The sequence below is a fragment of the Gammaproteobacteria bacterium genome (genome assembly GCA_016195665.1).
GTDB lineage: Bacteria > Pseudomonadota > Gammaproteobacteria > SURF-13 > SURF-13 > JACPZD01.
The window spans coordinates 85,963-109,994 of sequence record JACPZD010000005.1; the positions used below are offsets into that span (position 1 = coordinate 85,963).

The following is a 24,032-nucleotide window of genomic DNA, read 5'->3' on the forward strand; positions in this document are numbered from 1 at the left end:
TCATGGCCGTTCTCCGTCTCGATGTGATTTCGACTCGATCACCTGCTCCGCCGTGACGGCGAGCGCGTTGGCGCCGATCGGCCGGCGCAGCGCATCCTCCAGGCGCCCCAGGGACTGTTGCGCCTGGGATAAGGCATTGATGCGCGCCAGTTCGGCCGTTACCGTTTGGTATTGGGCGGACAGCCACGCCAGCCGGTCTGCCTCACCCGCCTTGAAGGCCGTGGCGACGGCGCGCTCGTTCTTCTGCTGATCCTGTAGCAAGGCGTCGGCGGTCTCGAACATCTGGATGGCACGACCGTAGCCCGCCAATGCCTCGTCCACTTTGGCGATCGCCATGGCTTGAACAGCCAAGAAGGCCGTGGCTGCTTCCTCGCGGCGCGCTTTGGCCTCAGCGATGGGGCCTTCGTTGCGGTTCAGCAGCGGCAGCACGAGGGAGAGGCCGAGGGACCATTTCACCTGGCCGGCATCCCAGAGGTAGCCGGGGCCGAGCGAGATGTCAGGGTATTGCTTGGCGATTTCCAGTTGCAGCGCGGATTGGCTGGCCTCGTACTCGGCCAGGGCTGCAAGCACATCCGGCCGGCTCAACAGGGCTTCGCGCCGAGCTTCCACCGGTGGTAATGCAGCGACCGGCGGCAGTTGCTCGAAGGAATCGAAGGAGATGGCCGCACCGTCGAGGGCTACGGCGGGAACGCCAATAGCCGCAGCGAGCCGCGCGAGGTTTTCCGCGACCTGCTTCTGGTTCCGCCGCAGGGCCAGCACGGCCTGGTTGAATGCAAGGCGCGCCTGGGTCAACTCGGGTTGTGATGCGTAGCCCACGGCAAAGCGGCGCTCCAGCATGCGGGTGATCTCCGCCTGGAGGTCGCGCTGACGGCGCACCAGGGCCTCGGTCGGGTAGGCCGCCAGAAGATCGGCCCGCACGCGGCTGCGCACTTGCCATACCGTTTCGGCTTCCCGCAGCTTGGCGGCCTGGGCGAGGCGTTGTGCGGTTTCGATGCGGTAATCACGCTTGCCCGCAGTTTCGATCGGGATAGCGAAGCCCAGCCCGTAGGTCCACGGCGACTGCCCCGCCGCCGCATCCATGTTGCGTTGGAACGATACGCCGGCCGTTGGATTCGGTCGTCCGCCCGCCGTGACGATGGCGGCTTCCGCCGCCAGTCTCCGGGCTTGGGCGCGATCGAGGTCGGGGTGGTAGTGGAGGGCGGCCAGGGTGAGTGTGTCGAGGTCCCAGGATTTCGGCGGCCAGGCGGTGTCATGACCCAGACTGCTCTCGAAGAATTGCCTGACGTCCGGCGCGTCCAGGCGCCGCGATTCGACAGCAGTTTGCTGCGTACCCGGATTGATCGGCTTGGCCGTATAAGTGGCGCAGCCGGCGAGCAACAGTACCAGGCAGGCAATCGACAGGCGTTTCATGGTCTCCTTTCTCCACGTACCGATGGTCCGCAAGTTCTATTCGAGCTGGGAATGATAGAGATGGAGGAGGAACGGGAAGATGACGGCAACCTGTCCGTTTGGTCATTTTCACGGTGGACCCGAACGCGAAATGGACTTCCCGGCTTTTAACGGACACCCCTACTGACGCACAAGCCTTAGACCGTTAGCAACCACCAGAAGACTCGCTCCCATATCCGCGAATACCGCCATCCACATCGTGCCCATGCCCAATAACGTGAGCACTAGAAACACGGCCTTGATGCCCAATGCCAGCGTGATGTTCTGTACCAGTACCGTTCGGGTGGTGCGCGACAGGCGAACAAAGCGCGCAATCTTGTTCAGGTCATCGTCCATCAGCGCCACGTCAGCAGTCTCGATAGCCGTATCGGTGCCAGCCGCGCCCATGGCAAAGCCGATGTCGGCTCGCGCCAGGGCGGGTGCATCGTTGATGCCGTCGCCCACCATGCCGACCTTGCCGCTCTGCGCGTAGCCTTCGATTGCGCGCAGCTTGTCCTCTGGCAGTTGATCGCCCAAGGCTTCGTCAATTTGAACCTGGGCCGCGATGGCTCGCGCGGTATGCGCGTTGTCGCCGGTTAGCATGACTGTTTTAATGCCCAACTCATGTAGCGCCCGGATCGCGGCGCGGCTGCTGTCCTTGACCGTATCGGCTACTGCAAACAGGACGAGCACGCGCTCGCCATCGGTAAGCGAAATGACCGTCTTTCCTTGCTCTTCCAATTCGCCGAGCTTTGCCTCCAAGAGAGGCGTGCACACACCGAGCTCATGGATCAGCCGATGGTTGCCAAGCTGGTACGACACGCCGCCAACCGTTCCGCGCACGCCTCGCCCTGGAATGGCGGCGAAGTCGGCCACATCAAAGAGGACGGTGCCGTTCTGCTGTCCGGCTATGGCTATGGCGTGGGAGACAGGGTGGTCGGAGCGTGCGGCGAGACTGGTCGCAATGCGAACAGCATCCAGTCCGGTCGATTGCTCCGGCAAGACAGTATCGGTCAACGCCGGTTTGCCGTGCGTGATGGTGCCGGTCTTGTCGAATGCCAGCCATGCGAGCTTGTGGCCTTCTTCGAGATAAACACCGCCCTTGACCAAAATGCCGTGGCGGGCCGCTGCGGCCAGACCGCTGACAATGGTGATGGGAGTCGAAATAACCAGGGCGCACGGACAGGCAATGACCAGCAGAACCAGCGCCCGGTATATCCAATCGTGCCAGCCTCCACCAAGCAGAAGCGGCGGCACAAGGGCCACTGCTAAGGCGAAGGCAAACACTGCTGGCGTGTAGACCTTGGCGAACTGATCGACGAAGCGCTGGGTTGGCGCACGTGCGCCTTGAGCTTCTTCGACCGCATGAATGATACGTGCTAGGGTCGAATGCGTGGATTCCGCAGTGACCCGGAATTCAAATGAGCCAGATTCGTTGATTGTCCCGGCGAACACACTGTCGCCAGTCGATTTCTCAACCGGCAAGCTCTCGCCAGTAATGGGAGCTTGGTTGATGCTCGACCGCCCAGCCGTCACCACGCCATCGAGGGCGACGCGCTCACCCGGTTTGACCCGCACGATTTGGCCGATGGCAACAGCCTTGGCCGGCATATCTGCCCATTTGCCGTCCGCCTGCTGCACTGTTGCCAGCTCAGGCGTGAGCTGCACCAAACTGCGGATGGCATTGCGTGCCCGATCAAGCGACTTCGCTTCGATCAACTCGGCAAGAGTGAACAGAACCATGACCATTGCCGCTTCCGGCCACTGCCGCAGCAATACCGCACCAGTCACGGCAATGCTCATAAGGGCATTGATATTGAGATTGCCGTGGCGCAATGCGATCCAGCCCTTTTGATAAGTGCCCATGCCGCTGATGATGATGGCAACAAGTGCCAGGAGTGCTGCCAACCATTCTGGCAAGCCAATCCAATGGATGGTTTCCGCACCCAGAGCGGCCACGCCGGCCAGTGCCAACGGCCACCAAGGGCTTACCGACCGCCTCGGTGGCGCGCCGCCTTGGCTGCTTGTCTCCATCGGCTCGGTACTCATGCCCAAGTCGCGGATGGCCGCCTCAACGGCGGGTAGCGTGTCGTTCCGATGAACAACGGTCAGCACTCGCTGCATGAGGTTGAATTCCAGCCCTTGCACTGCGGCCATGCCACCCAGCTTATTGCGGATCAACGCTTCCTCGGTTGGGCAATCCATCTGGGCAACGCGTAGACGAGTGAGTGTGCAGCCGGCCGGAATATTGGCCGAGATTGGACGCGTGTCGTCTGATGGCATCGCTTGTAACGGATCGGCAGCGCAGCACTCATGACCATGGCCGTGCGAATGCCCACGATCGTGATGAGAGTGCAAATCGTCGTGAGCGTGGGAATGGTCGTGGCCGCAAGTGTGGTGAGCATGGGTAGTTTTTACGGGGCGATAGAGCATGGCGCGTTCCAATCGTCTGAATATTGCGCATTTCACACCCTGAAGTTACTATAGGGTCAAGCGTTTTGGAGCCTCCCCATGAAAATCGGTGAACTTGCCCTGGTGGCGCAGTGCACGGTGGAAACCGTGCGTTACTACGAAAAGGAAGGGTTGCTGCCCGCACCAGCACGGACGGCAGCCAACTACCGTAGCTATGGCGATTACCACGTCGAGCGTCTCCGCTTCATTCGCAGCTGTCGTGCTTTGGATATGACGCATGAGGAAATCCGTGCGCTGCTGGGTCTGATGGACCAGCCTGCCGGTGATTGTGGCGGCGTCAATCAACTATTGGATGAGCACATCGCCCACGTTGATGTGCGTATCGCTGAGCTGTCCCAGCTCAAGCAGCAGCTCAGCGAGTTGCGTCAGTGCTGTCAAAGAGAGCAAGCCGTGGATGCATGCGGCATCTTGCAGGGGCTAGCATCAATGAAAACAGAACCACGGCATAAACGGCATACCCATGTCGGGTGAACAAGGCTTAGCGTACGATTTTTTCTGTTTCGTGAGCTGCCCCCAAAACGCGCGCAGCGTGCGTTCGAGCTGGGTTCAGGTAGCGCTGATTAGGTAGGAAACGTCAGCGTGACAGCCGTGCCGCGATCAGGCGACAACAACCGAGGCCGTAAGCGGGCCGCGCACCCGATCACGAGATTGCTGCGCTGTCTGGTGGTGGAAATGGATTCCGTCCCCGGCAGCTTCGCTGACCAGAGGTACCGGATCGCTCCGAGTCGGCGGCCGCTAATTCCTGGCTAATTCTCGATTGCTATCTTTCCCGTCACGCGAGTGTCCGCGTGACCTGAAATTATCGTGAACCCCAGGAGAATCAAAATTAAAATGCTTACGCGCGAAGACGCATTGCACATGCTGAACAAAGTGCCGGAAGTCACGCTTTACTTCTGGATCATCAAGATCATGGCCACCACTGTCGGCGAAACCGGGGCCGACTTCCTCAGCTTCAACCTGAAATTCGGGCTGACCGGGACATCCGTCGTCATGGCCTTCCTGCTGTCGGTTTCCCTGCTTATGCAGCTGCGGGCCAAGAAATACGTCCCGTGGCTATACTGGGTTAACGTCGTGCTGATCAGCATCGTCGGCACCCTCGTCACCAACAACCTGGTGGATAACTTCGGCGTCGCACTGGAAACAGCCACGGCGGTATTCGGCCTGGCCCTGCTGGCGACGTTCGCCCTCTGGTACGCCAGCGAGAAAACGCTGTCGATCCACTCCATCTTCACGACCAAGCGCGAGCTGTTCTACTGGGCGGCCATCCTGTTCACGTTTGCCCTGGGCACCGCGGCGGGAGACCTCGTCGCCGAGAGCATGAAACTCGGCTACGCCCATTCGGCCCTCGTGTTTGGCGCGATGATCGCCGCCGTCACTGTGGCTTATTCCGGGCTCAAGGCCAATGCCGTCCTGGCTTTCTGGTTCGCCTACGTGCTGACGCGTCCCCTGGGCGCCTCCTGTGGCGATTGGCTGTCCCAGCCGATCAAGAACGGCGGGTTGGGGATGGGCACCGTGACGACGAGCCTGATGTTTCTCGCGACCATTCTCAGCCTGGTTGTTTTTCTGAGTGTGACCCGCAGGGACGTGATGCCCCGGACAGCTTGAGCATGCCGGGGTTCGCACTTCCGGCGTTTGGCAGCGCCTGGCCCATCCTTGGCGAAGAGCGCCGCTTCGTTGCGCCGGTGGTATGCTGCCTGCAACGCCCTTACCGGTGCATATTTTCCGGGTTGATTGAGAAAGGCTGGGTGAGACAATGAACGCAAGTGAACATGGATTTCGTATGAAAAACACGACTAAAGAGACATTGAGCAAGGTTCCGGAGGTCACGCTGATTTTCTGGATCATCAAGATCGCGGCCACCACCCTGGGAGAAACGGGCGGTGATGCCGTCTCGATGTCGATGAACCTCGGCTATCTAGTCGGCACGGGGATATTCGCGGTGATTTTTCTCCTGGCCGTGGCTGCTCAGATCAGGGCGAAGCGCTTTCATCCGCTTCTGTATTGGACGACCATCATCGCCACCACCACCGTCGGTACGACGCTGGCGGACTTCGCCGACCGCTCCCTTGGGATTGGCTACATGGGCGGAGCGACCCTGCTGTTCGTGCTGCTGATGGCATCCCTGGCGATCTGGTACAAGACGCTGGGTTCCGTCTCGGTGGATAGCGTCGGATCGCCGAAATCGGAAATGTTCTACTGGGTGACCATCATGTTTTCCCAGACCCTCGGCACTGCGTTGGGCGACTGGACAGCTGACACGGCTGGGCTCGGCTACGGGGGAGGCGCCATCGTGTTCGGCGCCTTGCTGTTGATCGTCGTCTCTGCTTACCTTTGGACCCGGATTTCCCACACGGTGTTGTTCTGGGCGGCCTTCATCCTGACCCGTCCGCTGGGCGCGGTGGTGGGGGATTTTCTGGACAAGCCCATCGCATCCGGTGGGCTGGCCTTGAGCCGCTATACCGCATCGGCGGTGCTGCTGGCATTCATCCTTCTGTGCATCGCTCTGTTCCGGCAGCGGCCGGCCCGGCATGAGCCTCGACGTTCAAGTAATAATGTCTCGCTGGGTAGTGAATGAAGGGTGAGGAGACGGGACGATGCGCATCCTGCTGGTCGAAGACGACCCGATGATCGGTGAGGCGGTGTCAATGGCCCTCAAGGATGCCGCCTACGCCGTGGACTGGGTGACGGACGGCGCTGCCGCCGACAACGCATTGCGTCACGGCGAGCATCAGGCCGTCTTGCTCGACTTGGGCCTGCCCAAACGCGATGGACTGGAAGTGCTGCGGCGGCTGCGGCAAGAGGGCAACGCGGCGCCGGTCATCGTCATTACCGCCCGCGACGGCGTGGATGACAGGATCAAAGGGCTTGATTTCGGGGCCGACGACTATCTGGTGAAGCCGTTCGATGTCAACGAATTGCTGGCTCGTCTCCGGGCGGTCATCCGCCGCCAGGGCGGACAGGCCGCGCCGGTATTGACCAACGGCAAGATCAGCCTCGACCCGGCAACAAGGGAGGCTCGCTGCGGCGATGTCGTGGAACTGCTCAGCGCGCGGGAGTTCGCCTTGTTGCATGCGCTGCTCTTGCGCCCGGGCGCGATCCTCACTCGCGCTGAGCTGGAGGAGCGGATTTACGGCTGGAATGAGGAGGTGGAGAGCAACGCCGTGGATTTCCTGATCCACGGCGTGCGCAGGAAACTCGGCGCCGATGTCATCAAGAACGTGCGCGGTGCGGGCTGGATGGTGGCGCGGCAAGATACGGCGGAGAAATAACAATGAAACATGGAATGTTGCCGCTGGTACTGATCATGGCGGGGCTGGCGGGCTGCGCGAGCTACACGCCAAAATCTCTGCCGGAGCGCGCGAACCCAGCGCCATCGGTTGCCGCCATCGAAGTGGCGCCGGAGCGATTGCCCTTTCGCGACCTGTCTTCGCATCGCTTCAATACCGCCGATGGTCTGGACATGACCGAGGTGGCCATGCTGGCGGTGGCCAACAATCCGCAGCTCAAGGTGACTCGCGACGAGGCCGGCATCGCACGCGCCCAGGCCTTTGCCGCAGGGCTTTTACCCGACCCGCAAATGAGTTTCAGCAGTGATTTCCCGACCAACGGGACATCCGGCAATACCAGCGCCTTCCTTCTGGGACTGAACTACGATGTGAGGGCATTGCTCACGCATTCTGCCGTCAAGAATGCAGCGCAGGCGGCAGAGCGGCAGACCGATCTCAACCTGCTGTGGCAGGAATGGCAGGTGGTTGGACAGGCGCGCCTGCTGTTCGCACGCAGTCTGGGCCAGCAACAACTTCTGACTGTGCTGAAAAAAGAACGCGCCCTTGTGTTTTCCCGCTACCAACGCACGCAAGCGGCTTTGGTCCAGGGCAACTTCACTCTGGACGCGGCCAATGTCGATCTCGCCACGCTGCAAACGCTTGATACCGGCATCAACGATCTTTCGCGCCAGATCAGCAGCAATCTACACGGCCTGAACGCGCTCCTCGGCCTCGCACCGAATGTCCACCTGCACCTCATCGGCGATGCTCAGCTGCCGACCCTTGATGAAGCCAGGATAAGTTCGGACATTGAGAAAATCGGCGAGCGGCGTCCCGACCTGCTCGCCCTCCAGGCGGGTTACGAAAGCCAGGAGCAACGCTTCCGGCAGGCAGTGCTGGCGCAGTTCCCCGCGCTCAACATCGGCCTGACCCGCGCGCGGGATACTTCCGGCCTTTATACCCAGGGTTTCGGCATTACCCTCAGCTTGCCCATCTTCAATCGCAACCGGGGCAATGTCGCCATCGAAAAGGCCACGCGTCAGCGCCTTCATGACGAGTACCAAATGCGAATCAACAGTGCCGCTGCCGATATCGCCCGTATTCTGCAAGACCAGAAACTGCTCGAAAAGCAGCTGCAAAACGTGGCGTTCGGCGTGGATGTGCTTGCCCATGCCGCAGACAATGCCCAGGCCGCTTTCGATGCGGGCAACATCGACATGCTGGCATATACCAATCTGCGCACCGCCTTGCTGGCCAAGCAGGCAGAGGCGATAACGCTTAAGCAGACCCTGCTGGAACAGCGCGTGGCTCTGTTGACGTTAATCGGCGGCGAACTTCCCGTCCGGAACAAGTAAGGGCACACCATGAAAGAAAAATTGTTGGCGATGATGCTGGCCATCGTGATGAATCTGCCCCTGGCGGCATCGGCTGCGACTGCCGTTGATGAGCCGAGCGTGCTGGTCAAAACCGAGGCGTTGCGCAAGCAAATGGTGTCCGAAACCCTCACCGTCTATGGAACGGTGATGCCCGCCACCGGCGCGGCTGAGAACGTGAGTTTTCCGCGCCCGGTGCAGGTCGCCCGTCTGCTGGTGGCGCCGGGGCAGGTGGTGAGGCGTGGCGAACCCTTGCTGGAACTGTCCACCGAGGCGACTGCGGCAGCGGCTTATCGTCAGGCCGAATCGGCGGAGACTTTCGCGCAGGGCGAACTCAAGCGCATGGAGGATCTGGCAGCCCAGCAACTGGCTACCCACTCCCAGGTTGCCGCGGCCCGCAAGGCTTTACAGGATGCGCAGTCTGCCCTGGCGGCCCAGCAGAAACTGGGTGCCGGACTCAACAATCAGACCGTGAAAGCACCCTTTGATGCGTTGGTGGCGGCTATCAGCGTACAGCAAGGAGACCGAATCCAGCCCGGCGCAACGGTAATGCAACTGGCGCGATCGGGCGCGCTGCGTGCGCTGCTGGGCGTCGAGCCTGAAGATGCGGGCCGGGTGCGGGTAGGGATGCCGATACGGCTGTCCTCAGTATTCAGTAGCGGGGAAACCGTGAATGCCACGGTGTCACAGGTCTTCGGCGCAATCAATCCCCAGACGCGCCTGGTGGACGTGGCGACACGGCTTGCGGGCCCAACCAGGGGACTGCTGCCGGGCATGCAGGTGCGCGGGCTTATCGACCTCGGTGGCCAGGAAAGCTGGGTCGTGTCACGTTCTGCCGTGCTGCAGGATGGGCGGGGCGCCTATCTGTACCAGGTGAGCGATGGGCACGCCAAACGCGTTGACGTTACGGTCGGCGTGGAAAGCGGCGGTATCGTTGCGGTGTCGGGCAAGCTGGATGAGCGCCTCAAGGTAGTGGTGCTCGGCAACTACGAGTTGAAGGATGGCATGGTCGTGCGGGAGAAGGCACGATGAATTTTTCTGCCTGGATGGCGCATCGCCGATCCATTCTGTTTTTCCTGTTCATGCTGGCCGCAGCGGGCCTGGTCGCCGCCTTCAAGCTGCCGGTAACGCTCTTTCCCAACGTCGATTTTCCACGCGTGCTGGTTTCCCTGGACGCCGGCGACCGCCCTGCGGAACAGATGGAGGTGCAGGTAACCATGCCGGTGGAAGAAGCGATCCGGCGTGTTCCGGGCGTTCAGAATGTGCGCTCCACGACCAGCCGGGGCTCTGCCGAAATATCGGTTAACTTTGCCTGGGGGACGGACATGCCGCTTGCCGCTTCCCTGGTCAGCCAGGCGGCGGCGCAGATTCTGCCGCAACTGCCGGCCGGCACGCAGATCGCCACCAAGCGGATGGATCCGACGGTGTTCCCCATTCTCGCCTACAGCATCACTTCGGACGTCCACTCGCTGACTGCGCTTCATGATCTGGCCCAGTATCAGCTGCGTCCCCTGCTTTCCGGGGTGGAGGGGGTGGCGCGGATTCAAGTCGTAGGCGGCGCGATCGAGGAATATCACGTCATCGTCGATCCCGCGCGCCTGCAGGCATACGGCCTGGCCATGGGCGATGTGTCGCGCGCATTGGCGGCGGCCAACGTGGTCACTGCGGTAGGCCGGTTGGAGGATCATTACAAGCTTTATCTGGGCATCGCCGATACGCGCCTGAAGAGCCTGGACGATATCCGCCAGACCGTGCTCAAGACCGGTGCCAACGGCCTGGTGCGCCTGGAGGATGTGGCAGGCGTGGTGCGCAGCACCGTGCCGCAATGGATACGCGTGAATGCCGACGGCCACGACGCGGTTTTGCTGCAGGTTTATCAGCAGCCTGGCAGCAACAGCGTGCAAATAGCCCGCAGCATCAAGGCCAAGCTCGACGCCTACAGCACCCGGTTACCCAGGAACGTGAAGATTGCCAATTGGTACGATCAAAGCCAGCTGGTCATTGCATCCGCCGCAAGCGTGCGCGACGCCATCATGATCGGCATAGGACTGGCTGCGCTGGTCTTGCTGGCTTTTCTGCGCAACCTCAAGATCACCCTCATCGCCATCATCGTGGTGCCCGCCGTGCTCTCCGCCACGGTGGTGCTGCTCACGGCCCTGCACATGAGCTTCAATATCATGACCCTGGGCGGGATGGCCGCCGCGGTGGGGCTCATCATCGATGATGCCATCGTCATGATCGAGCACATCGTGCGGCGCCTGCGTGGCGCCGCGGATCACCATGGCCGGGTACTCGATGCCGCACGGGAATTCCTGCGCCCATTGACCGGCTCGTCTGCTTCCACGGTAATCATCTTCATCCCGCTCGCTTTTCTGGAGGGGGTGACCGGCGCGTTCTTCAAGGCGCTATCGCTCACCATGGCGGCCGGGCTGATCATTTCGTTCATGGTCACCTGGCTGGCGGTCCCCATTCTGGCCGACCATCTGCTCAACGAAAAGGACGCCAAACAGAAGGAAGGCGGCCGCCTGACCGAGTGGATGCACGGGAAATACGACTGGATCATGCGCCGCATCCTCGCCCGGCCGATGCTGATACTGGTTGGGATCATGCCGTTGATGGCGCTGGGCTGGGTCGCCTTTCACCAGGTTGGCTCCGGCTTCATGCCATCCATGGACGAGGGCGGCTTCATTCTGGATTACCGTTCCGAACCCGGCACCTCGCTCGCCGAAACCGATCGCCTGCTGCGGCAGGTGGAGAGCATCATCCGCGCCAATCCCAATGTGGACACCTATTCCCGCCGCACCGGCACGCAGTTGGGCGGCATTCTTACCGAAGCCAACGAGGGGGATTTCTTTATCCGTCTCAAGCCCGAGCCGCGCGCCCCGATCGACGAAGTGATGAGTCAGATTCGTATCCAGGTCGAGCAGCAGGTTTCTGGCCTCAATATCGAGATGGCGCAGTTGATGGAAGACCTCATCGGCGATCTGACCGCCGTACCGCAGCCGATCCAGATCAAGATATTTTCCGACGATACCGCCTTGCTCCAGTCCCTGGCGGAGAAAACCGCTGCCGCCATCGCCAGAATCAAGGGCGTGGTTGAAATACGCAACGGTATCAACCCTGCCGGCGACGCCCTCGACATCAAGGTCGACCGTGTCAAGGCTTCTCTGGAAGGCGTCGATCCCGAGGCTGTGACGCGCATGGTGCAGGATGCTCTGGCCGGGCAAGTGACGACCCAGATTCGCAAAGGCGTCAAAATGATCGGCGTGCGCGTCTGGGTTCCTGAGCAGTTGCGGTCGACCGAAAACGATCTGGGCCAGCTTCTCCTGCGTGCGCCGGACGGCCATCTGTTTCCCCTCAAGCGCGTGGCGCGAATTTCAACGATTTCCGGCCAGCCGCAAATCGGGCGTGAGAATTTCAAGCGCATGGTCGCGGTGACGGCACGCATCAGCGGGCGCGACATGGGGTCTACCATTGCTGACGTGAAACAAGTCATGGACGCCCCGAACATGCTCCCCCAAGGCGTCTATTACGAACTCGGCGGCCTTTATCAACAGCAGCAAATCGCCTTCAAGGGGCTGATCGCCGTGTTCGCCGCCGCAGTGGCGTTGGTTTTCCTGTTGCTGCTGTTCCTCTATGAGCGCTTCCAGATCGCACTCTCGATCATGGCCATTCCGCTCCTGTCCATATCCGCGGTGTTTGTTGGCTTGCGGGCCACAGGCATTGAACTCAATATCTCGGCCATGATGGGCATGACCATGATTGTCGGCATCGTTACCGAAGTGGCCATCTTCTACTTCTCCGAATTGCAAAGCCTGCCGGCCGGCATGGTGCGGACCGAGGCATTGATCGTGGCGGGGAAGAACCGCATGCGGCCCATCGCCATGACCACGCTGGCGGCCATTCTCACCCTGCTGCCCCTGGCGCTCGCCATCGGGCAGGGCTCGGCCATGCAACAACCGTTGGCGATCGCCATCATTTCGGGGCTGGTGGTTCAGCTGCCTCTGGTGCTGCTCGCGATGCCGGTGCTATTCAGTCTTCTCGACAAGACAAGGCACGCAAACGGAAGTGCTTGACCCGGGCGGCCTCGACGACGCGGATCAACGCCTGGGGTGTTGGCGCAGCCCATAGCGCAGGGCCGGGCGCGGCCCTGAATGACTCAAGGATGCAGCCATGCCAAATAGTTTTGACGGCCTGAGTGACGCGGAAGTACAGGCGCGCCGCGAAAGAGGCGAGGCCAACCGGGTGTTGGAACCCGTGAGCCGGGCGGGATGGGAGATTGTTCGCGCAAATGTCCTTACCCGCTTCAACGCGCTCCTGGGTTCGCTATTCGTCGTCATCCTAGCGGTGGGGCCATGGCAGGACGCGTTGTTCGGCGGTGTTCTCGTCATCAATTCCCTGATCGGAATCATTCAAGAACTGCGGGCAAAACGGACGCTGGAGCGCCTCGCGCTGCTTAGCCAGTCCGAGGCACGTGTGGTTCGCTCGGGGCGCATCATCGAAGTGCCGGCAACGGAGATCGTCCTGGATGACGTTCTCGATCTGGCCCCCGGCAATCAGATTCTGGTGGACGGCGTCCTGCTTTCAGCCAACAGCCTGGAGGTGGACGAGTCCCTTCTCAGTGGCGAAGCCGAACCAGTGCCCAAACTGGCGGGCGAGACAGTGCTCTCGGGAAGCTTTGCGATTGCCGGGAACGGGCGCTACCGGGCAACACGGGTCGGATCGGCCGCCTACGCCAACAGCCTCGCCAAAGAGGCCAGGCACTTCACCCTGGCGCACTCCGGGCTGCGCGCCGGGATCAACCGGATGCTCCGCTACGTCACATGGGCGATTGTCCCGACAGCCCTGCTCCTTTTTGGGAGTCAGGTCATCGCACAGACGCATCTGGCCGGCGCGCTGCTTTTTTCCGCCGCCGGCGTGGTTGCCATGGTGCCCGAGGGCCTGGTGCTGCTGACCAGCGCGGCGCTCGCCCTGGGGGCGATTCGATTGGCGCGGCGGAAGACGCTCGTCCAGGACCTCCCGGCGACCGAGACCCTGGCGCGAGTCGACGTGATTTGCCTCGACAAGACCGGCACGCTGACCGAGAGGGAGCCCGAGATCGAGCACGTCGAGTTGCTGGCCGCCCATCCCGGCGCGCTAAACGCACTGGCGGCACTCGCGGCAACAGACCCCAATCCGAATGCCACCTTGCGGGCAATCGGACGCACCTATCCCAACGCACGTGGCGTTGTTTCCACCGGCCTGGTGCCGTTCTCGTCGGTGCGCAAATGGAGCGGCGCAACGCTTGACGAACTGGGTGCCTGGGTTATCGGAGCCCCCGAGGTGCTCCTGGCCAATATCCCGGGAAGCGAAACCGCGCGGGCCCGTGCAGAGAACCACGCCCGGGCCGGGCGGCGCGTGCTTCTCCTTGCCAGCACGGACAGTGAACTTGCCCCGGATCGCTTGCCCCCCGATCTTGTTCCGGTCGCACTCGTGCTGCTGGCCGAACGGCTCCGTGCCGACACAGCCGAAACACTGCGGTATTTCGCCGAGCAAGGCATCACGGTAAAAGTGATTTCGGGAGATCATCCCGGCACGGTAAGCCAGGTGGCGATGAAAGTCGGCGTGGCGGACGCCGCCGCGCCTGTAGATGCACGGCAGTTGCCGGAGAATTCGGCGGCGCTCTCCGATCTCGTGGAAACACGCACGGTGTTTAACAGGGCGTCGCCACAAGAGAAGCGGTCGATCATCGCGGCGCTCCAGGCGAGAAACCACGTGGTCGCCATGGTGGGGGATGGCATAAACGACATCCTCGCGCTCAAGCAGGCCGACGTCGGCATTGCCATGGGCGCCGGAACCGGGGCTGCGCGCGCGGTCTCGCAACTTGTCCTGCTCGACAACCGGTTTGCGAACCTTCCCTTTGTCGTCGCCGAGGGCCGCCGCGTGATCGGCAACGTCGAACGGCTGGCTGTGCTGTTCCTGACGAAAACCGTCTATGCCATGCTCCTCGCTTTCGCCGCGGGGATTGCGGATGTCACCTTCCCTTTCCTGCCTCGCCATCTGACCCTGGTCGGTTCTCTCACGATCGGTATTCCGGCCTTCTTCCTCTCTCTCGAATTTAATGCGGAGCGGGCCCGTCCCGGTTTCGTCGAGCGTGTCCTCCGTTTCGCGGTGCCTGCGGGACTCGTCGCAGCGCTTGCCACTTTTGCCGCCTACGCCCTCGTTAACGGCTATCTCGCGGGAAGCGCCAACGAGGCACGCACTGCCGCAACAGTTGTCCTGTTCTCCATAGCTTCGTGGGTACTCGCCATTCTGGTCAGGCCCCTCGGACCGGCTCGCTTGCTTCTTATCGGCGCCATGCTGGCCGCGTTTGCAACGGTTCTGGCCGTGCCGCCGCTACGGGCATTCTTTGCACTGGAACTGTTACCGGCCGGGGCGTGGTTTGCCGTTGCCGGCATTGCCATAGCCGCCGGCGCCGCTTTGCACAGGAGTTCGCAAGCGGCGGCCCGCTCAAGGCCCGAACTGGCGAGGGGCCGGCGCTTTCAGTGGAAGGAGATACTGGCTTGGCTGATCAGCCGGGAAAGTCCGAAATGGTTCCTCGTCTCCGCCGCACTTCTCATTCTCGGCGGCGCCTGGCTGTTCTTCGGAGTATTGGAGGATGTGTTAAGCCACGACCCGCTGGTGGAAGTAGATGTCATCGTCTACGGCCTCCTGCAGAAACTGCGAACCCCGGCAGTGGATAGTCTGATGGTCGCGATCACGGAGCTGGGGGACGTCCAGGTATTGCTGCCGGTGATCTTGGTCGCCTTGGCGTGGTTCATCGCCCATCGCCTCTGGCATACCGCAGGGTATTGGCTCGCTGCAATAGGCGTGGCTGAGGCCCTGGTCAAGGTGCTCAAGCTGACCCTGCATCGGCCGCGGCCCGGTCCGTTCTACGGCGGGGTCGAACAGTTTTCCTTTCCCAGCAGTCACGCCACCTTGAGCATTGTCGTCTACGGGTTTCTGGCATTCCTGCTATGCCGTGGGGAGCAACACCGCCTGCGCAAGGCGTTCGCGCTCGCAACGGCACTACTGATTGCGCTGATCGCTTTCTCCCGGCTGTATCTGGGCGCACACTGGCTGTCCGACGTGCTCGGCGACCTGAGTTTCGGGGTGGCATGGGTCGCGGCGTTGGCCGTGGCCTACGAATATCAATCCTATGAGAAGCTTAAGCCCAGGCGGCTGGCGGCAGTCATGCTTGCGACCCTTGCGATCGCGGGAACCGTCCATATCGCTACAGATCACGCCGTCGATCTTGAGCGCTATGCATACCAGCCCGTACCGGTGGAGAAATGGAGATCGGGCGGCGCGCTAACTCCGCCCTAATTTTCGGGGGGTAGAGTGGTCATCAAGGTGGATGCAAAAAGCGTTTACCGAATTTCGATCAACTCTACAGGAGCATCATCATGCGCAGCAAAAAATCCCTTTTGTTCGGTGTCATCGGCGTGACCGCACTCGGCGCCTCCTTGGCCTTCGCCAGCGTGAACGGCGCCAAGGAAGGGCAGGAGAACGACGCGGCCTTGCTATCCCAGGCCAAGATCAGCCTGACCCAGGCGATCGCGGCGGCCGAGCAACACATCCAGGGCAAGGCCGTCCGCGCCGAGCTGGAAGACGAAAACGGCACCCTCGTCTATGGCGTGGAAGTGACGCGCGGCACACAGACCACGGACATCAAGGTGGACATCAACGACGGCAAGATTCTTTCCGCCCAGGCGGATCAGGCCGACCATGAAGCGGAAGGCCGTGAAGGTCAGGAACAGGGCGAAGACTGATCCAGCCCCGGCTTCACGGGCTTTATTGTTGTGTAACGGGGGCGGCGCTTGCCGCCTGCTCCCAAACCAAACCGGAGAGGTAGATGAATACAGATACGATTCGCAACACAGCATCAAAAACCGCATGGCGACCGTGCTCGGCCTGGTCCTGGCGATGGCCGCCGCCCATGCGTCCGCCTACACGGGCCAGAAATTTGCAGGAGAGGCTAAAGTCAGCATGGAACAGGCCCGGACGATTGCCCTCAAGGCCCATCCCGGCAAAATTACCGACGAGGAACTGGAGCCGGAAAAAGGCGGCAGCGGCCTGCGCTATTCCTTCGACATTCAACGTGGCAAGGTCACGCAGGAAGTTGGCGTGGACGCAAGGACCGGCCAAGTACTGGAAAATGCCCCGGAAGGACCCAATGCGGATTAACCCCCGGCAAGACGCATCGCGGATTGTATTGGGTACTGCATTGAACTAAACTGGAAAAGCTGACATCGCCCAGGTTTCAAGGGCGATCAAGGCGAATTCACCAACTTTTGAAAGGAGATTCAAATGAACAAGCTATTGCCCGCTCTCGTCGCTGCCGCGTTTGCCACGGTGACGGTCTCCGCTTTCGCAGCGGACGCCGCTGCGCCCGCGGAGGCGCCAAAGGCCGAAGCCGCTAAACCCGCCAAACCTGTGGAAAAGATGGTTAAGAAGCACAGGAAAGAATCGAAGAAGGCCGAAATGAAGGAAGAAAAGGCCGAAAACAAGAAGGAAGAAATGCACGAGACCAAGAAACAGGAAATGAAGGAAGAAATGAAGAAATAGCAGGGCAGGCAGGGACGCGCTGGACATTGCTTCGGCAAGCCAGCGCGACACCCGAAAATCGATTGCTTGTGCAGGTCCTTGCCAATGGAGATTCGCAAGGGTTTCTCCATGGTCTCGCAGAAGGCAGGCGCGAGGCCCCCGTGACAGGGATGCGCGGGGAAAACCCAATTCCGGGAGATTGCCGGGAACGGCGTGTTCCTTTCGAACCTTAATGCCACCCTCATTCAATTAGGGAGAGAACAATGCTGGTCGAAATACACAAGCTGAAGCTCAACCTTGGCGCCCATGCGATATTGCGGGACGTCAATCTGACTTTGGAAAAAGGTCAGATCTATGGCCTGCTCGGACCCAACGGCGCGGGCAAAAGCACCACCATTTCCGTCGTCACCGGGCTGCGGGCGCCTTCGTCCGGCTCGGTCAGGGTGCTGGGTCTCGATCCTGTTGCCGATGCGCTCCAACTGCACCGCCGGATTGGCGTGCTGGCGGAGCAGGCGGGATTCTATGACTGGATGAGCGCCGGGGAATACCTGCGCTGGGTCGCCAGCCTCTATCAAATGACGCCAGACAACGCCGAAATCGCCCGTCTGCTGGGCCAGGTTGGCCTGGAGGGCGAAAGTCCGGCGCCGATCGAGACCTATTCCCGCGGCATGCGGCAGCGGCTCGGTCTGGCCCGCGCGCTCATCAATCAGCCTGAACTGCTGATCCTGGACGAGCCCACCAACGGCCTGGATCCGCGCGGGCGCCGGGAAATCCACGACGTGCTGCTCGACTTGAGCGCGAACCACGGCGTGGGCATCCTGCTGTGCACGCACCTGCTCGACGATGTGGATCGGCTGTGCATCCGCATCGGCATCATCGCCGAAGGGCAGACTCTGCTGGAAGGTTCCATTGCCGACCTGCTGTCGTCGCAGCGCGCAGCGGTGCGCTATCGGCTGCGGATGGAGCCCGGCGAGTCGGCCGAGCGGCTTCCCGCCGACATCACCTTGCTGGCCCGCGCGGGCGACTGGTGGCATGTGGAAATCGCAAGCCACATCGAACCTGCCGGCGCATGGCGCAAGTTGCTGGACGCCGGCCTGCGCATCGATGAAATCCACCGCGAGGGCGGCGGACTCGAGGAACTCTATATGGCGGTGACCGAAGCGAAGGAGGCAGCCTGATGAACCCGATCACCCTGATCGCGCGCAAGGAAGGCGGAGAGTTGCTTCAGAGCGGGCGCGGCCTCGCCTGGCTGCTGGCGCTCTCCGTCATCATGTCGGTGCTGAGCCTGCTGCTGGTGAGCAACACCGAATTGAGTTTGCTGGACAACGCGCAAGTGGTCTACATGGTGATGGGCACTGTCACCGCCCTGGGTGCGCTCCTCGCCGTGGTGCTCGGCAGCGACACCGTGGCCGGCGAGCGGGAGCGCGGCAGCCTGATGCCGCTGCTGCTGACGCCGGTCAACCCGTCCCAGATCGTGTTCGGCAAGATGGGCGGCCAGGTCGCGGGGTGGGTCGTCATGTACCTGCTCAGCCTGCCCTATGTGTGGGCGGTCGGGTCGAGCGGCCAGAACCTCGCCCAGGCAGTGGTCTATCTGGCCCTGTTCGGCACGCCGGTGGTGCTGGGCTTCGGTTTTCTCGGCATCGCCTTGTCGGCGCGCCTGCGCAGCGTGCGTTCCGCCCTGGTCACCTCGCTCATCGCGCTGATGCTGCTCGCCAGCCCCCTGCTGCTGGGGCCGAGCCTGCGGCAAAGCACCATCGGCAAGCTGTTCGACGCGGTGAATCCGTTCTCGGCGGCCGTGAACACGTTCGACAGCGTGGTGATCGATTCGCAGCCGCTGGCGATGCAGCTCACCCGTCTCGGCGTCACCCTGGTCTGGCTGGTGTTGACGGCGGCTTTCGCCATTCGCAGCGTGCGCAAGATGGAAATATGAAGGGGATCCGACCCTGAAAAGAACCGTCATCCGCGTGCTGCTGGGGCTATCGCTGCTGGGCTTGAGCCCTGCCTGGGCAGCCGATTCCCTGAACATCTCGCTGGCGCCGGACCCGGCCAATCCGCCTTCGCCGCAGATGGGCGACTGGCTCAAGTTCCGCAGCACGATCAGCAACCCGGGCGGTCAGCCGGCCCATGGCATCGTGGCATGGATCAGTCTGGTGCAGGTGGATCCGGGACACGAGCAGCCGGTGGATTTGGAGGATTGGAGCGCGCACAAGGCGGTGACCCAGGCCGTCCTGCAACCGGGGCAGCAGGTCAAGGTCGAGTGGCCCATGCGCCTCATCCAGGCCGGTTCCTACCGGGTGGTGATCAGCGCAGTGGATCGGGAAACGGGGCGCGTGATGACCAGCCCGTTCGTGGATTTCCAGGTGCGGCGCAAGCCCGTGGTGGAATCCGCGCGCATCCTGCCGGTCGCTCTCGGCGTCCCCGCGCTGGTTCTGGGCGTCATGGGTTGGCGCCGCTTCGGCCGCCGGCGCGCCTGAGCAAAGCTCGTCGCATTTCGGGAGAAATGCCGGTGTATGAGAAGATAGTTCAGATGAGAACCGTCTTCCATGAACTGAAGTAAAAGGCGTCCTTGTGGACTTGCTGATCCGCGGCACGCGCGGGAAGCCCGGGAATGCCGCCAGGCAAAACACACTTGGCGTGGTCATGGCACCGGAGCCCCCTACATGACGCACTCGCTGCAAAGGCATCTGTCATTGATGCTGGGGGCTGCCGTCGTGCTCTCTGGCTTTGTCGCCGGCCTGGCGTCGTTCATTCTCGCCTACGGCGAAGCGAAGGAATTCCAGGACGACATGCTGCGCCAGATCGCGGTGCTGAACGGAAAGGGCGCCATGGGGTACGGGCGGCCGCAAGAAACGGACATCGCCATGGACGACCAGGAGTCCCGCATCCTGATCATTCAACTGCCACCCAACCCCCGTCCGGATTGGCTTCCCGCCGGTCTGCGGCCTGGGTTTCACACTCTGGACAGCAGTCTCGGGCGGCTTCGGGTATTCATTCATGATACCCCTGTGGGAAAGCGTACCGTCGTCGCACAACCGACTGATGCACCCGACGAGATCGCGACCAACAGCGCCCTGCGCACCCTTATCCCCCTGCTGCTTCTGCTGCCCGTGCTGGCTTGGCTGATTGTGCGTATTGTTCGACGGGAGTTCGCTCCAATCTCCAGGCTGTCCAAGAACCTGGACAGCCAGGCGGCGGATCGGCCCAGCCCGGTTCCTGACGCGGGCCTTGCGGATGAAATCACCCCCTTCGTGCACGCCATCAACCGGCTGCTGGACAGGATGAATCAATTGATGGCCCGACAGAGGCGCTTCATCGCCGACGCGGCCCACGAACTGCGCAGCCCGCTCACCGCCTTGTCGGTGCAGGCCGAAAACCTGCTGCAGGCCGACTCGCTGGAAGCGGTGAAAGAACGGGTCGGGCCGCTGCAAGCCGGCATCGAACGAGCGCGGCAACTCACCGAGCAGCTCCTGAGCTTGGCCCGGGCCCAAGCAGGGACGGCCGAGGAAGCCGTTATCGATATCCCGGCTATGGTGCGCGAACTGATCGGGGAATTCCTGCCTCGGGCCGAGGCAAAGAAGATCGACCTCGGGCTTGATGAACGCGCGCGCTTTTCGCTGCGCGCATCGCCGCAGTCGCTGCGCCTGATACTAGGCAACGCCTTGGACAATGCCCTGAAATACACGCCGGCCGGCGGCGAGGTGACAGTCCGGCTTCTGGCCGAAGGCGAAACCGCGGTAGTTGAAATCGTCGACAATGGGCCGGGGATTCCGTCCGAGGAGCGCGAACGCGTCTTCGACGCCTTCTATCGCATGCCCGGCTCCACCGTGACGGGCAGCGGCCTCGGCCTGGCCATCGCCAGGGAAACCGCATCCCGCCTGGGCGGGGTTGTGATGCTGCGCGAACGTGAGCGCGGTCCGGGGCTCGTCTTCAGTTATCGCCAGAGACGGGAACCCTGATCGGCGCCCTCGTTGCATCCTGGGGTATCTCGCGGTGATTGATAGGAAACGTCAGCGTAACGGCCGTGCCACGATCAGGTTCACTTTGGATCGAGACGGTCCCACCATGCAACCGCATGATCGACTGGACGATGGCAAGACCGAGACCGGTGCCTTGCCCCAGCCGGGGGCGCGCCCCGTCGGTGCGGTAAAAACGATCAAGGACATGCGGCAGGTCTTCGGGGGCAATCCCATGCCCCGTATCGGTGACAACAATCTCGGTCGCGTGATCAGGTATCGCTTTTGCGTCGACCACAACGCTTCCACCGCTTGGGGTATGGCGCAATGCATTCGCGACAAGATTGCTGAGCGCGCGCCGCAAGAGAGCGGAATCCGCGATGACGCTGCCGGCACAGTGATTGACCAGCGCGACGCCCAACTCGTCGGCCATCGCCTGGTAATAGGCGAAAACCGCCGCCGTTGCCTGCTCGATGTCCAGTGATCGCTTATCGAGTTGCGCATCCGGCTGTTCGCTGCGGGCGAGAAACAACAGGGCATCCACCATATGCGAGAGCCGGTCGTATTCGTCCGCCGCCGATTCGATGCAGGCCCGGTAATCCGAGACCGGCCGGTCCTTCGACAGCGTGATCTCCGCCTCGCCCCGAAGGATATGGAGCGGCGTGCGAAGTTCATGGGCGATGTCGGCCGAGAAACGCGAAATGCGGGCGAAGGACTCCTCGAGGCGCGACAGAAGGCGATCGAAGTTCTTCGCCAGCGGCTTCAACTCCGTGGGCCAGGCTTCCTCGCCGATGCGGCGGTGCAGCTGTCCCGCGCCGAGTTCATCGACGATCGTGGTGAGCCGGGAAACGGGCTGCAACCCGCGGCGGGCAAGCAGGTAGCCCGCGGCCAGTGCGATCGCCAGGGCAGCGGAGACGGCCAGCAGCAGAACACGCCGGTAGCTCGCCAGAAATTGTTCCTCTTTTGTCAAATTCATCGCCGCGTTCACGGTGAAGCGCGAACCAAGCTCGAAGCTGCCGGACATGACGCGGTAGGTTTGCCCGTCGGGCGCGAACCAGCTCAAACTCTCGCCATTCCCCTGGATGCGGGCGGCCGCGAACGGTCCGCCATCATCAAACAGGCGGCTGGACACCGGGCTTTCCGCGATGATGCCTGCATGCGCATTCCGCACGCGGATATAGATGCCGGGAAGCGTTTCCGATTCGTGTTGAACTTCTTCTCGCAACGCCGCAAGGTTGTCGGGATGGAGCAGCAGAACCGCGCGCACCTCGGCGATCTTGCCCGCCAAGAGCCGGTCGTCCTCCTGGTGAAGCCGCTGGGTGAGCACCCAATACAGCACGCTGCCGGCGGAAGCAATCAGTACCACGCTGAGCAGGGCATACCAGAGGGTCAGGCGGGCGGCGATGGACCCGGACTCTCCCATGAGACTGCTGGGCTCAGTCCCGTTCTTCGAGGACATAGCCCACTCCTCGTAAGGTATGAATCAGTTTCCGGTCGCAGGGATCGTCCACCTTCCGTCGCAGGCGGCGCACGGCGACATCGACCACGTTGCTGTCCCCATCGAAATTCATGTCCCAGACCTGCTCGGCGAGCCGCGTCCGGGTCACCACCTCGCCCGGATGCCGGAGCAGGTATTCCAGCAGCCGGTATTCCTGAGGTGCGAGGTCGAGCAGCTTTCCCGCCCGGGATGCCTTGTGCCGCAACAAATCCATATCGAGATCGCCGAGGCGAAGTACATCTATTTGACGCGCCGGCGCCCGCCTCAGGATGTTGCGCACGCGGGCATTCAGCTCGGAAAAGGCAAAAGGCTTGACCAAATAGTCGTCGGCGCCCAGATCGAGACCCTTCACCCGGTGGGCGACGGCATCCAGGGCGGTGAGGAGAATCACGGGCTGGTGCGGACGCTGTGTCCGGATATCCTGAAGCACCCGCCAACCGTCCTGCCTGGGCAGCATGACGTCGAGCACAATTACGTCATACTCCCCGGTAAGCGACAGGTGAAGCCCATCCACTCCATCGGCGGCGACATCGGCCGCGAAGCCTTCCTCGGTGAATCCCCGTTTGACGAAGGCAGCCGTCTTGGGCTCGTCTTCAACGATCAAGATTTTCATTGTTTGTCCCTTGCCAGTAGTGTCCGGTTAATTTAGCAATTCATTCGCCGAAGCCAAGCATTGGCGCGGGTTATAGGGCAATTTATGTTGGTGTCGATTTGAAATCAGTTTACCCCTATTCCGGTTCGAGTAACCTCCAGAGGTCGATACCTCTGGAGGTGAGCTATAAACTTGGGCAAGACGTTGTTCGCGCAACTCATGGAATTTGCGCCGTGGACCCGCTTTACGCGCATCGTGGCCCGTTATGGCGGCGATTCCAGAGTGCGCAGCCTGGGTTGCACCGGGCAATTCCGCGCCATGGCCTTCGCACAACTGACTTACCGCGAGAGTCTGCGCGATATCGAAACCTGTTTGCTGGCCAATCAGACGAAGTTGTATGGGATGGGCTTTCGCACGCCGGTCAGGCGTTCGACGCTGGCCGACGCCAACGAGGGGCGCGACTGGCGCATCTGGGCAGATCTGGCAGCCTTGCTCATCTGGCGTGCACGCAAGCTGTATTGCAACGAGAGTTTCGGTATCGAACTGGACAACACTGTCTACGCCCTGGATGCGACGACCATAGGCTGGTGCCTGTCGTTGTTTCCATGAAGGAGCACATGGAAGCGAGGGAGCGATAGCGGACGAGCGGTGTGCGACGCCCCCCGCGTAGCCGTAGGGCCGGATGTTTTGTCGGAGTCCGCGCGGTAGCACGGGTGGAGACAAAATAGGAGGCAACCGGCACGGCGTAGAGTCACTGTGGGCGCCATGTCGCGCAACGAAGTGTAGCGACGTGGCGGACGCAGGACGAACGCGGGCCGCCGGAGGCAATACTCGTCGCCAATTTTTCGCTCCCGAAATCGGATGGATCCATTTCGGGTTTCGCGA

At 61.9% G+C, this 24,032-nt stretch carries 19 protein-coding genes and 1 pseudogene; 16 read left to right on the forward strand and 4 right to left on the reverse strand.

Annotated elements, in window-relative coordinates:
• Positions 1–1,410 carry a TolC family protein gene (locus tag HY028_02745; GenBank protein MBI3343779.1) on the reverse strand — a complete coding sequence of 470 codons (1,410 nt, stop codon included), beginning with the start codon at positions 1,408–1,410 and terminating at the stop codon, positions 1–3.
• Between the two features lie 159 nt (positions 1,411–1,569).
• Entirely contained in the window at positions 1,570–3,633 is a 2,064-nt protein-coding gene (locus tag HY028_02750) for a heavy metal translocating P-type ATPase (protein MBI3343780.1), read from the reverse strand.
• A 306-nt stretch (positions 3,634–3,939) separates the two neighbouring features.
• On the opposite strand from HY028_02750, the gene cadR reads away from it, so the two are divergent.
• The 15 genes from cadR (at position 3,940) to HY028_02825 (ending at position 21,060) form a co-directional block, all read left to right on the forward strand.
• Entirely contained in the window at positions 3,940–4,371 is a 432-nt protein-coding gene (gene cadR, locus HY028_02755; protein MBI3343781.1) for a Cd(II)/Pb(II)-responsive transcriptional regulator, read from the forward strand.
• A 360-nt stretch (positions 4,372–4,731) separates the two neighbouring features.
• The gene (locus HY028_02760; GenBank protein ID MBI3343782.1) at positions 4,732–5,505 is read left to right on the forward strand and encodes a hypothetical protein; all 774 of its coding nucleotides are present in this window, start codon (positions 4,732–4,734) and stop codon (positions 5,503–5,505) included.
• Between the two features lie 175 nt (positions 5,506–5,680).
• Positions 5,681–6,475 carry a hypothetical protein gene (locus HY028_02765; GenBank protein ID MBI3343783.1) on the forward strand — a complete coding sequence of 265 codons (795 nt, stop codon included), beginning with the start codon at positions 5,681–5,683 and terminating at the stop codon, positions 6,473–6,475.
• Positions 6,476–6,494: 19 nt separating this feature from the next.
• Positions 6,495–7,169 carry a response regulator transcription factor gene (locus HY028_02770; protein ID MBI3343784.1) on the forward strand — a complete coding sequence of 225 codons (675 nt, stop codon included), beginning with the start codon at positions 6,495–6,497 and terminating at the stop codon, positions 7,167–7,169.
• 14 nt (positions 7,170–7,183) lie between these two features.
• Positions 7,184–8,521, forward strand: coding sequence for a TolC family protein (locus tag HY028_02775; protein MBI3343785.1), 1,338 nt, complete (start codon positions 7,184–7,186; stop codon positions 8,519–8,521).
• A 9-nt stretch (positions 8,522–8,530) separates the two neighbouring features.
• A complete protein-coding gene (locus HY028_02780) occupies positions 8,531–9,571 on the forward strand; it encodes an efflux RND transporter periplasmic adaptor subunit (protein MBI3343786.1) in 1,041 nt (346 codons plus the stop codon).
• Entirely contained in the window at positions 9,568–12,615 is a 3,048-nt protein-coding gene (locus HY028_02785; GenBank protein ID MBI3343787.1) for an efflux RND transporter permease subunit, read from the forward strand. Before HY028_02780 ends, HY028_02785 begins: the two co-directional genes overlap by 4 nt.
• Before the next feature lie 97 nt (positions 12,616–12,712).
• A complete protein-coding gene (locus HY028_02790; GenBank protein ID MBI3343788.1) occupies positions 12,713–15,883 on the forward strand; it encodes an HAD-IC family P-type ATPase in 3,171 nt (1,056 codons plus the stop codon).
• Positions 15,884–15,963: 80 nt separating this feature from the next.
• A complete protein-coding gene (locus tag HY028_02795; GenBank protein MBI3343789.1) occupies positions 15,964–16,329 on the forward strand; it encodes a PepSY domain-containing protein in 366 nt (121 codons plus the stop codon).
• A gap of 124 nt (positions 16,330–16,453) precedes the next feature.
• Positions 16,454–16,744: a PepSY domain-containing protein gene (locus tag HY028_02800; GenBank protein MBI3343790.1), complete on the forward strand. Its 291-nt coding sequence runs from the start codon at positions 16,454–16,456 to the stop codon at positions 16,742–16,744.
• Between the two features lie 123 nt (positions 16,745–16,867).
• Positions 16,868–17,125, forward strand: coding sequence for a hypothetical protein (locus HY028_02805; protein ID MBI3343791.1), 258 nt, complete (start codon positions 16,868–16,870; stop codon positions 17,123–17,125).
• A gap of 242 nt (positions 17,126–17,367) precedes the next feature.
• Entirely contained in the window at positions 17,368–18,282 is a 915-nt protein-coding gene (locus HY028_02810) for an ABC transporter ATP-binding protein (GenBank protein MBI3343792.1), read from the forward strand.
• Positions 18,282–19,034: an ABC transporter permease subunit gene (locus tag HY028_02815; GenBank protein ID MBI3343793.1), complete on the forward strand. Its 753-nt coding sequence runs from the start codon at positions 18,282–18,284 to the stop codon at positions 19,032–19,034. The genes HY028_02810 and HY028_02815 overlap by 1 nt, the downstream gene beginning before the upstream one ends.
• Before the next feature lie 13 nt (positions 19,035–19,047).
• On the forward strand, positions 19,048–19,578 hold the full coding sequence (locus HY028_02820) for a hypothetical protein (GenBank protein ID MBI3343794.1): 531 nt from the start codon (positions 19,048–19,050) through the stop codon (positions 19,576–19,578).
• A 186-nt stretch (positions 19,579–19,764) separates the two neighbouring features.
• On the forward strand, positions 19,765–21,060 hold the full coding sequence (locus HY028_02825) for a two-component sensor histidine kinase (GenBank protein ID MBI3343795.1): 1,296 nt from the start codon (positions 19,765–19,767) through the stop codon (positions 21,058–21,060).
• On the opposite strand, the gene HY028_02830 is transcribed toward HY028_02825, so the two are convergent.
• Together HY028_02830 and HY028_02835 are read right to left on the reverse strand one after the other, a co-directional pair.
• Positions 21,032–22,516 carry a heavy metal sensor histidine kinase gene (locus HY028_02830; GenBank protein MBI3343796.1) on the reverse strand — a complete coding sequence of 495 codons (1,485 nt, stop codon included), beginning with the start codon at positions 22,514–22,516 and terminating at the stop codon, positions 21,032–21,034. The genes HY028_02825 and HY028_02830 overlap by 29 nt on opposite strands.
• The gene (locus tag HY028_02835; protein MBI3343797.1) at positions 22,494–23,168 is read right to left on the reverse strand and encodes a heavy metal response regulator transcription factor; all 675 of its coding nucleotides are present in this window, start codon (positions 23,166–23,168) and stop codon (positions 22,494–22,496) included. The genes HY028_02830 and HY028_02835 overlap by 23 nt, the downstream gene beginning before the upstream one ends.
• A gap of 165 nt (positions 23,169–23,333) precedes the next feature.
• Between HY028_02835 and HY028_02840 the strand changes: the two are divergent.
• Positions 23,334–23,753 (forward strand): annotated as a pseudogene (locus HY028_02840) (DUF4372 domain-containing protein).
• Positions 23,754–24,032: the final 279 nt, after the last annotated feature.